This window comes from Bartonella sp. SD1336NMGDW (assembly GCF_042193565.1).
Classification (GTDB): Bacteria; Pseudomonadota; Alphaproteobacteria; order Rhizobiales; family Rhizobiaceae; genus Bartonella; species Bartonella grahamii.
In genome coordinates this window covers 80724-93284 of sequence record NZ_JBHILW010000004.1, presented here as the reverse complement: position 1 = coordinate 93284, position 12561 = coordinate 80724, and the positions used below count along the sequence as shown (strand labels likewise).

Sequence of the window (12561 nt, the reverse complement as noted above, 5' to 3'; positions counted from 1 at the left end):
TTGAATTATAATACTTTTCCGGGATTCATTATCCCTAAAGGATCGAGCGTTTTTTTAATCCCTTGCATAATATCCAATGCAACAGGCGATTTAAAAGAACGAAGTTCTTCGCGCTTAAGCTGACCAATTCCATGCTCAGCAGAAAATGCACCTCTATAGTCCATTACTAAACTATGAATGCGATGATTCATTTTTGACCATAACTGCAAGAACACCGTTGTATCAGCTCCTACAGGTTGTGTAATATTATAATGTAAATTTCCATCGCCCATGTGTCCAAAACAAATCACCCGTGCTCCTGGAGAAATATCTTCAACAATAAGCGCTGCCTCAGCAATAAAATCAGGAATAGAAGCAAGTGGAACCGCAATATCATGCTTAATGGACCCTCCTGCTAACTTTTGTGCATAGGATATACTTTCCCGCAACTGCCAAAAAAAATCTTGCTGTTTTAAAGATTGTGCAACAATTGCATCTTCTATCACCGCACTCTTTAAAGCTTCTTCTAAAATAATACTCAGTACTGATAACGCCTCATCATCGCCTTGCAATGATGAAATGTTCATTAATACATACCATTCATGCTCCCGCTGAAGAGGAGGCTTCTCACACATCTTATAATCTAAAGCCATTTGCAAACTGAGATTTCCCATGAGCTCAAAACCTGTCAACATCCCTCCTCCATATTCTTGAGCCAGAGATAAAAACTCTAAAGCCTTCGCCGGACTATATAATCCCACCAAAGCAACAGCTTTTCCTTTTATTTTTGGAAACATCTTCAAAACGGCTGCGGTTATAACACCCAATGTGCCTTCTGCACCAATAAAAAGATTTTTCAAATCGTAACCACTATTGTCTTTTTTAACAAAACGCAAATCATCTAAAATACGGCCATCTGGTAAAACAACTTCCAAACCAAGACAAAGATCACGCATATTGCCATAGGCTAAAACAGCTGTCCCTCCAGCATTCGACGAAAGATTTCCTCCTACTTGACAAGAACCTTCAGATGCCAAAGAAAGAGGGAAAAAACGACCTGATTCATCCACTTTTTTCTGTAAATCCTGTAAAATAACACCAGCCTCTACAACAACAAAATTTCCCTCAATATTTATAGTTCTAATCTTATTTAATCGTTCCATGGATAAAAGAACGCTCCCTCCTCTTTCATCTGGTTGTTGTCCCCCCACAAGCCCTGTATTTCCACCCTGTGGCACAATCGGTGTGCGTGTTTTGCTCGCTAGCTGCATAATCAATGAGACCTGTGCGCAAGAAGATGGACGTAAAAGTAAAGGTGTTTTTCCATGAAAAAGCCCACGCTCTTCAAGCAAATATGGTGCAATCAACGCTTGATCTGTTATAGCATGCTTAGCACCAACAATTTCTCTAAAACCCTCAATTAATTTCTGCTCCATGTTTGTTTCTCCTTTGGAGCCGCAGCCCGTATAAGACGATCATTGATCGCCTCCCCTAATCCGTATGATGGAATAGGTTCTACTGCGATACATCTCACTTTAAATGAATCTAATTCCTTCATATATTGAAATAAATGAAAGGCTGCCTCTTCCAACTTTCCATCTTCGCTAAGATTTAAAATAGAAACGGCATTTTCAGCCCCCATAACGCGCTTTGAACCAAATGCTAAAAGCGCTTCACCATTTTCCACCTTTTCTACATTCAAACGAATCGTGGCATTGGGAGCATAATGCGACTTTAACATCCCTGGAGCTTCAATTGCCGCCCTTTGATCTATCCGTTTTAAAGACTTCCCCACAATTTCTTCAATTTTATCAGCCGCAAGCCCCCCTGGACGCAAAAGATAAATATTTTCATCACAAATCTTAATAATCGTTGATTCAAGCCCTATTTTAGCAGGTCCTCCGTCCAATATCAAAGGAACAGATTCCCCCAAAGATGCAAAAACAGCCTCAGCTGAAGTAGGGCTAAGACGCCCCGACTGATTCGCACTAGGAGCAGCAAGTGGTCGGCCAAAATGTTGTACTACTTCCGCAAAACGACTGTCTGGAAAACGAACAGCCAAGGTATTCAAACCAGAGGTTGTTAAAGGATGGATATTATGCTGTTCCTTTAAAGGCAAAACCAATGTCAAAGGCCCTGGCCAAAATTCCTCCATTAATTGGCGTGAAAGAAAGTCAATTTTAACATAACGTTCCGCCATTTCGATGCCGCTGACATGCGCAATAAGAGGATTAATTTGCGGACGACTCTTTGTAGAAAAAATAGAATAAATTGCCCTCCCATTGGTTGCATCGCCCGCTAATCCATAAACAGTTTCCGTTGGTAATGCTACTAACTTCCCTTGTTCAAGAAGCGCTATTGCCTCTCTTATCGAAGCACTATTAAGTGGTAGAATCGTCATGACACACCATTTCTATAACACTCTTTTAGTGGTGCAAAACTATAACGATGTAATCCTATAATTGGTCCATATTTATCAAGAGCTGTACGATGCGCTAGTGTTGCATAACCTACATGCTTCTCTAAACCATACCCTTTATAAACTTGTCCTGCACACTCCATCATCCGATCACGCGTTACTTTCGCAATAATAGATGCGGCTGCAATTGAAACCGAACGCTGATCGCCCTTAATCAATGCCATTGCAGGACAGGACAACTCAGAAGGAATATCACGTCCATCAACAAGGACATAGTGGGCTGGAATGGCTAACCCCATAATACAGCGACGCATTGCCTCTAAAGTTGCTTTTCTAATATTAGATTGATCAATTGTACGAGCACAAAGACTAGCGATTGAAACCGCTAATGCACTTTGCAAAATTTCATGATAAAGTCTATTTCGTTGGAGAAAAGAAAGTTTTTTTGAATCATTTAACCCATTAGGAATATGGTCTTTATCCAAGATAACTGCTGCCGTTACCACAGGTCCAGCGAGAGGCCCCCGTCCTACTTCATCAACACCTGCTATATGAAAAAAACCCTGTTTTTGCAAATCCAATTCGCACGAAAAATTTGGTTGAAGCGGAACATTAAACATCTTTGATAAATCACAAATACAACAAACATACATCTATTTCTGTAGCCTAATCATTTTTTGCAAGCATTACAGTTTTAAATGGCTCTCCAAACATTCTGCAAATTCTTGCACAAAAGATAAAAAACACATTTCTTTGGTTACCCTTTTTCATTGTGTATAATAAAATCATGACGAAATAAACGCTTTTATATTTATTTATCAGATATTTCCTAAAGTCATGATCGGTTTTACAAACCAATTTGGGTGCATTGATTTGATAAAAAGAGCTGCTTGTTGCGCTGTTTGTTTATTTTTAAAAATGCCAAAGCAAGTTGCTCCCGTTCCAGACATGCGGGAAAAAAGAGCGCCACATTCATCTAATACAGATAACACTTCAGCTAACTGAGGTGCTATTTTTAATGCAGAAGAAAAAAGATCATTACGCGTTTCTTGTAAAGCTTCAACCAATGAATCAACACTCTTTAAAGCGTCTGTATTAATTTTTAAAGAAGGATTATGACGCTTCTCTAACGCTTTAAAAACAGTTTGTGTTGAAATCTCTTGTCCATGATTAACCAATACTATTGCAAGAGAACAGGCTCCCTTTAGTTGTATCATCTCTTGACCAATTCCTTTGACCAAAAGCGGCTGCTGATATTCTAATGCATAAAGACACATGGGAACATCAGCACCAAGAACTAAGCTCATTTTTGCTAATTCTTGGTAAGAGCAATCAAGATTCCACTGTTGACGCAACATGCTTATAACCCCAGCTGCATCACCTGAACCACCACCAATGCCTGAAGCAACAGGTAATGTTTTTACAAGCCGAAAAAAAGCAGGTTGAGCACATTCAGAAAAAGTATTATGCATAAAATCCCGTGCGCGAATAACCAAATTATCTAAATGAGACACAAGGCCTTTTGCAAACGGTCCCGTCAAAACAAACTGATTATTTTCGCAAGGTGCATAGTGTAAACAATCACCGCTAAGACTAAAATAAACCAAGCTTTCTATTAAATGATACCCATCAGCACGTTGCCCCACAACATGTAGAGCTAAATTCAATTTAATAGGTGTAAATAAATAGGAATGTCTTTTGGACGAAGCTTGTACATTTGATATCATATGACGTAATATCCACCTACACAGGGTTCTTTTACAAACTCCTCCCTTTTATCCATATTTTTTATTAGCACAAGCACTATAAACAGTTTGGAATATTCTTAATCGTTTTCTAAACAAACAATAAATATGAAGAGCACTCATACAAAATAAACGACATGTTCTCATTCGTATCATTTCAAGCCTTTTTTCTTCTAAAATCTGTTTTTAGATAAAAATCCCTCTGGCTTGAATGATCCTTTCCATTACAAACCATAACGCTGCCAAAGTGCTCGCTCTTCTGCTGCCATCAATGCACTGTCAACGACTGTATAAACCGTATGTGCCGTCACTCCTGAAGGCGTTTTAGGTCCTAAGAAACTTTTTGGAGGCATAATAAGTCGAAGTTTTGCATCATTACCAAAGCGCTCCTTAATAACAGAACGTACATCATTTAATCCATCAACCAGACCAAGCTCAACGCTTTGTTTTCCACTCCAAAACATTCCTGTAAAGAGATTCGAATCATCTGATAATTTTTCAGCACGCCGTTCTTTAACCAAATCGATAAAAGTTTGATGCACTTCAAGTTGGAGAGATTTCAAATGCTCGATATCCGCCTTTTTTTCTGGCTGAAATGGATCTAATGTAACTTTGTTCTTTCCTGCCGTGTATACACGCCGTTCGATACCAATTTTCTTCAAAAGCTCCGGAAAACCAAAAGAAGCTGAAACCACTCCAATGGAACCAACAATTGAAGAAGGATCTGCAAAAATTTCATCCCCCGCACAAGCAATCATATAACCACCGGATGCTGCAATATCTTCAATAAACACAAGAACCTTTTTATTTTTTTCTTCTGCCAAGTCACGAATACGCTTGAAGATAAAACGCGATTGTACAGGTGAACCACCAGGAGAATTAATAATAAGTGCAACAGCCGGTGACTTTTTGTGTGCGAAAGCCTTCTCTAAAAGATTTGCACACCTACTGAGGGAAAGGGTCCGGGATATAGATGCTGATGAATCCATAATTGCTCCTTGAAGGCGCACCACAGGAATTTCAAGTTTATCGGAAGAAAAACGGCGTGGAATAAAACTTTTAATAAAATCCATCAAAACAAAATCTCCTTATAAATTAAGAACAATTAAATAGGCAAGGACAACAAAAAGGAACAACGTGATACCATCCAAAAGCGCCAATCAATCCCCACATTACAACCAGAAATATAACTTCACCCAAAAGCTAAACCTCCCTAATGACAAAGTGTAGACTTTAAATAATAAACTAAAAAACACAAGATACTATTAGAAAAGTTCCCACAAGCTTATATATCCATTATTAATTGCATCAACTCGGGGTGAAAAAGTATGGTCATTACCTTCATGTATAATCAATGCCGGTAAAATAGATAAAGCTGCTCGGCTTCCTCGTTTTGCGTAAAATAAAAGACGAATTGCTGCTGTTTTCGCACGTGCATGCACAGGAATTATACAAATACCACCAAAACGCCCTTCTAAAGCACGCAAAATATCTGTCAGCGATTGTGGACGTGCAATAAGCCCTAAGTATCCACCTGGCTTAACAATGGCTGCTGCACTCCGCAACCAGTTATCAAACATCGCTTCAGACATAACATGTGCTTCAGATTTTTGTTTATCAGGTGTCTTGCGATCAGTAGGATTATTAAAAGGTGGATTCATAATCGCAAAATCAAAGCTATTATCTATCAAACCTGCTTTTATACGGGCATTCCCTTTGAAGGTAACATCTGCTTCTAGCAAACAAACTCGGCTAGAAAATTGTTTATTTTGTTTTAGCATAAGCGTTTTTTGAGCGTAAGATACCATAAAAGCTGAACGTTCAACTAAGGTAACATGAACTTTCAGACAACGCGAAGCAACAGCCAACCCTGCAGCTCCAGCGCCTGCACCTAAATCAACAACCTTGCCCTTTAAATTACTTGGAACCAAACCAGCTAACAACATCGCATCCATTCCAGAACGATGACCATATTTATGGGGTTGAACCAAATAAAATTTCCCGCGGTGAAAACTGTCAATTGTTTCACCACTCTGATTCGTTGTTTTATCCATTTAAAAGCCTAATGCTCACCTTTATAAACTGCATTTTTGCCATTCAGCTGCTATTTTAAATTTTTTATTATTTCATAACAATAAGATTACACTCGCTAAAGAACATTTCTTGCCAACAACATTCCAAGCTAACACTTTTAAATGACATCAAAAGCTTGAGTCAAAACCAAACCCCCTTTATGCTAGTAAATAAAGTAAATTTTATATATGTCCATTGCAATACTCTAGGAGTAAACACATTGAGCGCAGCTATCAAACCAGAACAAATAAGAAATAATCAAATTTCTCTTCAATCTCTTGTCAACCTTACTCAAAAAGATATGGAGCGCGTAAATCAATTTATTCTCTCTATGGCAAAATCAGAGGTTGAGATGATCCCTGAAATTTCTAACCATCTTATTTTATCAGGTGGAAAGCGATTACGTCCAATGATTACGCTCGCTTCTGCTCATATGTTCGGTTATCAAAGTGACGGGCATATAAAACTCGCAACAGCTGTTGAATTTATGCATACAGCCACATTACTACACGATGATGTGATTGATGAAAGTAATTTGCGACGTGGAAAATCCACGGCACGGATGATTTGGGGAAATCAAGCAAGTGTACTTGTTGGTGATTTCCTGTTGGGTCAGGCTTTTAAAATGATGGTCGATGTCGGTTCCATAGAAGCGCTCTCTGTCCTAGCGAATGCTGCTGCAATTATTGCTGAAGGAGAAGTTATGCAACTTTCTGCTGCAAAAAATATCAAAACCAGCCCTTCAGACTATCTCAAAATCATCAATGCCAAAACAGCCGCCCTTTTTTCAGCAGCCGCTGAAGTAGGACCGATTGTTGCTGGCTATGGACATAAAGAGCGTTCTTCATTACGTGAATATGGAACATCTTTAGGTTTAGCTTTCCAATTGATTGATGATGCACTTGACTATAGCGGTAGTGCTCAAAACTTAGGAAAAAATATAGGGGATGATTTTAGAGAAGGAAAAATAACAATGCCTGTTATTATCGCATATGAACGTGGAAATATAGTAGAAAAAAATTTCTGGAAACAAGCACTTGAAGATGGCAATAACAATAATGAAGCCTTCGCACACGCGCAACACTTAATAGAAAAGTATGATAGTATCACAGATACAATAGAACAAGCACGCATCTACGGAAAACATGCAATTGATGCTCTTGTTCCCATGAACGAAAATCTTGCTTACAATGCTCTCGTTGAAACTGTTGAATTTTGTATTGCGCGCGTAAACTGAATTCTTTGCAAGAATCACAGTATTTCTCAATAAAGTAATGAGATATGACCTATAAACAACACCATCGATTAATTATCTTGAAAAGGATTAGCTCCATGTGCTCTGCAACGGTATCCCGACTTTTTACCCTCTTTATCGTGGGTATCATGCTGATGCCATTCCCCACCTACAGTAAAATAAGCACCGCAATTCATACAAGCTCATTTACAGGTGCTTATTTAGCTGGAAGGGTTGCAAATCATGAAAATAAAACAGAACTTGCTATCAATTACTTTAAACAAGCACTCGTTTATCAACCTGATAACATTGAAACACAAAAAGAGCTCCTTGAAGCTATGCTCTCGGTCGGAAACTTTAAAGAAGCTGTCCAACAAGCCCAAAAACTCAAAGAGCAAGATGTTATAACTCCCTTTGTTTCCTTAACTTTGTCAGTAGAAAGTCTCATCAAAAAAGACTATAAGAATGCCAATTTTCTTCTGCAATCAAAAGAACCTCCGAAATCCAATAATCCAATACCTGAACTCATCGGTGCTTGGATTAAATTTGGATCTGGACAAAAATCTCAGGCAATCGCTGATCTTAAGAAACTCAAAGGTCCCGTCTGGTATGACCTTTTTATATCTTATCATCTAGCACTTATGAGCGATCTCGCAGAACAGCCAAAGGATGCAAAAAAATATTTCATTAAAGCACTTAGTAACAAACAGGGGACTCTTATCGCTCCCAATACCTATGAACGTATTATCATAGCCTATGCCTCATTCCAATTGCGCCATAATATGCGTAACCAAGCTCTTCAAACAATCCAACATGGCGAACAAATGTTGTCAGGTCGAGAAGTCCTTAAAAACTTTCGAGAAAAAATTGAAAAAAATTCTTTCTTAGAGAGAGTTATTAAAACACCTCAACAAGGAGCAGCCGAGGTATTATATAATTTTGGAACTGCCCTCAACCACAAAAACTCAGGACGAATCGCGCGTATTTTTAAGCAATTATCTTTCGCCTTATACCCTCAAAATGACGCAACACTGTTTCAGCTCGCACACATCTCTGCTAAATTGAGTGATCCTCATCAAGCAATTAAACTTTATCGCGCATTATCCCCTAAATCTGCTTATTATAAAGATGGACAACTTCATCTTGCATTCCTTCTTGCCAATAACAACAATTACAAAGAAGCAATAAAATTACTCACATTGTTAAATGAAAAATTTCCCAATGATCGTAATATTTTGATAACGCTCGTTGCTTTTTATATGCAGGACAATAAATTTCTTGAGGCCATTAAAACTCTAGACACCGCTATTGCCCAGATAAAAAACTTTCAGCAGGACGATTGGAAACTCTTTTATCAGCGTGGTATTGCTTTTGAACGTTTAAAGCAATGGCCAAAAGCAGAAATTGACTTGAGAAAATCACTTGATTTTTTTCCAAACCAACCGCAGGTTCTTAATTATTTAGCCTATTCCCTTGTAGAACGTGGTGAAAAGCTTGAAGAATCGCTCCGTATGCTGCAAAAAGCTTCTGCTTTGCAAGCTCACAACAGTCATATTCTCGATTCTTTAGGATGGGCTTATTATAAACTAAAAGAATATAATAAAGCAGTGCAAATATTAGAAAATGCTGTCAGATTACAACCAGAGGACCCAACACTGAATGATCATTTAGGGGATGCCTATTGGAAAGTTGGGCGTAAACGTGAAGCAATCTTTCAATGGAACCACGCAATTGATGGAAAACCAGAAAATTCTGAACAAATTCAAGAAAAGTTGAAATTTGGTTTGCAATAAACGACGCTTAACCATAAACCACATGAAATAATAAACAGAGAAACTAAAATTATTTTGGTTTTTTGTTTAGTCCAATATAAAGAGTATAAAGCGTGAAACTGCCTGAACATCTTAACCCCAAACGTTCTTTTCAGGGACTAATCTTAACTTTGCAAAATTATTGGGCACACTATGGATGTGCAATTTTGCAACCTTACGATATGGAAGTCGGAGCTGGGACTTTTCATCCCGCAACAACATTACGCTCTCTAGGTCCACGTCCTTGGCAAGTTGCTTATGTCCAACCCTCTCGACGTCCAACAGATGGCCGATATGGTAAGAATCCAAATCGTTTACAACACTATTATCAATTCCAAGTGCTTCTCAAACCCTCTCCGCTCAATCTACAAGAACTTTATATAAAGTCGCTACAAGCTATCGGGCTTGATACAAAACTGCATGATATTCGCTTTGTTGAAGATGATTGGGAAAGTCCCACCCTTGGTGCTTGGGGACTTGGATGGGAATGCTGGTGCGATGGAATGGAAGTCTCTCAATTTACTTATTTTCAACAAGTTTGTGGCATTGAATGCGCTCCAGTTTCAGGGGAACTCACATACGGTCTTGAGCGTCTAGCGATGTATATCCAAGGGGTTGATAACGTCTATGACCTTAACTTTAATGGTTTGGAGGGAGAAAACAAAATAAGTTATAGAGATATTTTTTTACAGGCAGAACAGGAATACTCATATTACAACTTCGAATTTGCTGATACAAAACTGCTACATCAGCACTTTATCGATGCAGAACGCGAATGCAGCGCACTTCTTGATGCTGGAAAACCAAATAAAGAAAATATATTACATCGCTGTGTTTTTCCTGCCTATGATCAATGTATTAAAGCGAGCCATATCTTTAATCTTTTGCAAGCACGTGGCGTTATTTCTGTAACCGAACGACAAAACTACATTCTTCGCGTTCGTGATCTCGCGCGCCGTTGTGGGGAAGCCTTCTTACTCACAGAAGCTGGACAAATATATACTGGAGAAGCCTAATGTCTGATCTTCTTCTTGAACTTTTCAGTGAAGAAATACCCGCACGTATGCAACGAAAAGCTGCTGCTGATCTCAAAAAATCTGTTACAGATCAACTTGTGAATGCTGGATTGATCTATGAAGCTGCTCGTGAATATTGGACACCTCGTCGGCTAACATTGGACATACGCGGACTTTCAATACGCTCAAAAGATATCCATGAAGAACGAAGAGGTCCTAGTATAAAATCACCACAGCATGTAATTGATGGTTTTCTACGTGCAACAGGATTAAACGATATTTCTGAAGCACATATTGGACATGATGATAAAAAAGGTCATTTTTATATTGCTAAAATTGTTAAAAAAGGTCGAGCTGCAGAAGAAATTATTGCCGATATTTTACCGAATATTATCCGCAACTTTCCGTGGCCGAAATCTATGCGTTGGGGAAAAGATTCAGCACAAAATGGTGCTCTGAAGTGGATTCGACCTTTACAAAACATTCTTTGCGTCTTCGGACCAGAAATTGGTGAAACACATGTTATTCCGTTTACAATTGGTTCTCTTAAAAGCAATAATTTAACTTATGGTCATCGTTTCTTAAGTGATGGAAAGCCATTTCAAGTGCGCCGCTTTGATGATTATGTTACTCAACTTGAAACCCATAAAGTCATTCTGGATGCCGAGAGACGAAAGAATATTATTTTAGCTGATGCCCAAAATCTCTGCTTTGCCAACGGTTTAGAACTAGTTCAAGACAATCCCCTCCTAGAAGAAGTTGCTGGTCTTGTTGAATGGCCTGTTATCCTGATGGGTGATTTTGACCAATCATTCCTTGATATTCCTCCAGAAATTATTCGCTTGACCATTCGAGCTAATCAAAAATGTTTTGTTACCCGTAAACAAGGAGAAAAAGTAAAACTTTCTCATCATTTTATTCTCGTTTCTAATATTCTTTCAAATGATGAAGGCAAAGAAATTTCAAAAGGAAATAGTAAGGTTGTCCGTGCCCGTCTTTCTGATGCACTTTATTTTTGGCAAACCGATCAGCGTGATTTGCCTGATATTCAACAATTAGAATCTTCTATAAAAAAATTTGATCTTGATATAAAAAAACCTCTCGATCAAAGAATGGCGCGACTTGATCATTTGAATGTAACTTTTCATGCTAAATTAGGTACGCAAGGTGCAAGAGTAGAACGCATTGCTACACTCGCACAAGAAATTGCACCTTTAATACAGACAGATCCTCTTTTAGCAAAACGTGCAGCAATCCTTGCAAAAGCTGATTTGCAAACAGAAATTGTCGGAGAGTTTCCTGAACTACAAGGGGTTATGGGGCAAAAATATGCCCTTCTTCAAGGGGAAGATCCTCGCGTAGCTGTAGCAATCGAGGACCATTATAAACCTCAAGGACCAACAGATCGTCTTCCACAAGAACCGCTTGCTATAACCGTTATGCTCGCCGACAAAATTGACATGCTCGTTGGCTTTTGGCTCATTAATGAAAAACCAACGGGCTCAAAAGATCCCTATGCGTTAAGACGAGCAGCATTGGGAGTTATTAGGCTTGTACTTTCGCGAGATTGGAAAATCAATCTTATGCCACTGTTTCAGTTCGCAATGAATCTTTTCTTACAACAAAAAAATAAATATGAGATTTCTCAAAGAGAAAATTCACAATTACAGAATCTACTTCCAGAAAAAACAAAATATATTTTATCAGACCTGTTATTCTTTTTTCATGACCGTTTAAAAATCTATCTAAAAGAGGAAGGTGCTCGTTATGACGCTCTTGAAGCGATTTTAAATAAAGATTCTGATGATTTTTTATTGGTTGCACGTCGTGTCGAATCGCTTATCGCTTTTATCAATACCCATGATGGAATGAACTTTGTAGCCTCTGTAAAACGTACTGCCAATATTCTTGAAAATGAATTTCAAAAAAGCACGGCAATAGCGAATGAAATTAATCCTGAGCTCTTTGTCGAGAAAGAAGAAAAGCAGCTCTATCATGCAATCTGTGAAGTAGAAAAACAAGCTCTTGCTCCCATCAATGCGACAAATTTATCATTTGCACTCAGTGTGCTAGCGCCACTTGGGAAATTGATTGATATATTTTTTGAAAAGGTATTGGTGAATGATAAAAAACCTGATGTTCGTGCTAACCGTCTTGCTCTTCTCAAACGTACTCACATTGTTACACAATCGGTTGCGGATTTTTCAAAACTTGTCATTTAGAATCAAAATGTCCTATTAACTGGTAAAAATAATGAAGATAAATTTTTCTTTTTTATGACTTT

10 protein-coding genes are annotated in these 12561 nt (G+C 38.3%); 4 read left to right on the top strand and 6 right to left on the bottom strand.

The window, feature by feature from the left end:
- Positions 1 to 5 precede the first annotated feature (5 nt).
- The 6 genes from ACFIKH_RS03850 to ACFIKH_RS03825 all read right to left on the bottom strand — a co-directional run bounded on the left by ACFIKH_RS03850 (position 6) and on the right by ACFIKH_RS03825 (position 6197).
- Positions 6 to 1415 carry an FAD-binding oxidoreductase gene (locus ACFIKH_RS03850; protein ID WP_375625136.1) on the bottom strand — a complete coding sequence of 470 codons (1410 nt, stop codon included), beginning with the start codon at positions 1413 to 1415 and terminating at the stop codon, positions 6 to 8.
- Complete coding sequence (locus ACFIKH_RS03845) at positions 1400 to 2380, bottom strand: L-threonylcarbamoyladenylate synthase (protein ID WP_375625137.1); 981 nt, start codon at positions 2378 to 2380, stop codon at positions 1400 to 1402. Before ACFIKH_RS03845 ends, ACFIKH_RS03850 begins: the two co-directional genes overlap by 16 nt.
- Positions 2377 to 3051: a ribonuclease HII gene (locus tag ACFIKH_RS03840; RefSeq protein WP_375651587.1), complete on the bottom strand. Its 675-nt coding sequence runs from the start codon at positions 3049 to 3051 to the stop codon at positions 2377 to 2379. The genes ACFIKH_RS03845 and ACFIKH_RS03840 overlap by 4 nt, the downstream gene beginning before the upstream one ends.
- 165 nt (positions 3052 to 3216) lie before the next feature.
- A complete protein-coding gene (locus tag ACFIKH_RS03835; RefSeq protein ID WP_375625139.1) occupies positions 3217 to 4125 on the bottom strand; it encodes a 4-(cytidine 5'-diphospho)-2-C-methyl-D-erythritol kinase in 909 nt (302 codons plus the stop codon).
- A 242-nt stretch (positions 4126 to 4367) separates the two neighbouring features.
- Positions 4368 to 5216: a S49 family peptidase gene (locus ACFIKH_RS03830; protein ID WP_012754808.1), complete on the bottom strand. Its 849-nt coding sequence runs from the start codon at positions 5214 to 5216 to the stop codon at positions 4368 to 4370.
- Positions 5217 to 5408: 192 nt separating this feature from the next.
- Complete coding sequence (locus ACFIKH_RS03825) at positions 5409 to 6197, bottom strand: tRNA1(Val) (adenine(37)-N6)-methyltransferase (protein ID WP_375648114.1); 789 nt, start codon at positions 6195 to 6197, stop codon at positions 5409 to 5411.
- 179 nt (positions 6198 to 6376) lie between these two features.
- Here ACFIKH_RS03825 and ACFIKH_RS03820 point away from each other — a divergent pair, with 179 nt between their 5' ends.
- The 4 genes from ACFIKH_RS03820 to glyS all read left to right on the top strand — a co-directional run bounded on the left by ACFIKH_RS03820 (position 6377) and on the right by glyS (position 12499).
- Entirely contained in the window at positions 6377 to 7453 is a 1077-nt protein-coding gene (locus ACFIKH_RS03820; protein ID WP_375625680.1) for a polyprenyl synthetase family protein, read from the top strand.
- A gap of 95 nt (positions 7454 to 7548) precedes the next feature.
- Entirely contained in the window at positions 7549 to 9243 is a 1695-nt protein-coding gene (locus tag ACFIKH_RS03815; RefSeq protein WP_375625142.1) for a tetratricopeptide repeat protein, read from the top strand.
- A 92-nt stretch (positions 9244 to 9335) separates the two neighbouring features.
- The gene (locus ACFIKH_RS03810) at positions 9336 to 10277 is read left to right on the top strand and encodes a glycine--tRNA ligase subunit alpha (RefSeq protein ID WP_375625678.1); all 942 of its coding nucleotides are present in this window, start codon (positions 9336 to 9338) and stop codon (positions 10275 to 10277) included.
- The gene (gene glyS, locus ACFIKH_RS03805) at positions 10277 to 12499 is read left to right on the top strand and encodes a glycine--tRNA ligase subunit beta (RefSeq protein ID WP_375648116.1); all 2223 of its coding nucleotides are present in this window, start codon (positions 10277 to 10279) and stop codon (positions 12497 to 12499) included. Before ACFIKH_RS03810 ends, glyS begins: the two co-directional genes overlap by 1 nt.
- The last annotated feature ends 62 nt before the right edge of the window (positions 12500 to 12561 follow it).

Excerpts from the sequence above, each read along its gene's own strand:
- ACFIKH_RS03850 (WP_375625136.1), bottom strand. The coding sequence starts at position 1,415 with ATGGAGCAGAAATTAATTGAGGGTTTTAGAGAAATTGTTGGTGCTAAG.
- ACFIKH_RS03845 (WP_375625137.1), bottom strand. The coding sequence starts at position 2,380 with ATGACGATTCTACCACTTAATAGTGCTTCGATAAGAGAGGCAATAGCG.
- ACFIKH_RS03840 (WP_375651587.1), bottom strand. The coding sequence starts at position 3,051 with ATGTATGTTTGTTGTATTTGTGATTTATCAAAGATGTTTAATGTTCCG.
- ACFIKH_RS03835 (WP_375625139.1), bottom strand. The coding sequence starts at position 4,125 with ATGATATCAAATGTACAAGCTTCGTCCAAAAGACATTCCTATTTATTT.
- ACFIKH_RS03830 (WP_012754808.1), bottom strand. The coding sequence starts at position 5,216 with ATGGATTTTATTAAAAGTTTTATTCCACGCCGTTTTTCTTCCGATAAA.
- ACFIKH_RS03825 (WP_375648114.1), bottom strand. The coding sequence starts at position 6,197 with ATGGATAAAACAACGAATCAGAGTGGTGAAACAATTGACAGTTTTCAC.
- ACFIKH_RS03820 (WP_375625680.1), top strand. The coding sequence starts at position 6,377 with ATGCTAGTAAATAAAGTAAATTTTATATATGTCCATTGCAATACTCTA.
- ACFIKH_RS03815 (WP_375625142.1), top strand. The coding sequence starts at position 7,549 with ATGTGCTCTGCAACGGTATCCCGACTTTTTACCCTCTTTATCGTGGGT.
- glyS (WP_375648116.1), top strand. The coding sequence starts at position 10,277 with ATGTCTGATCTTCTTCTTGAACTTTTCAGTGAAGAAATACCCGCACGT.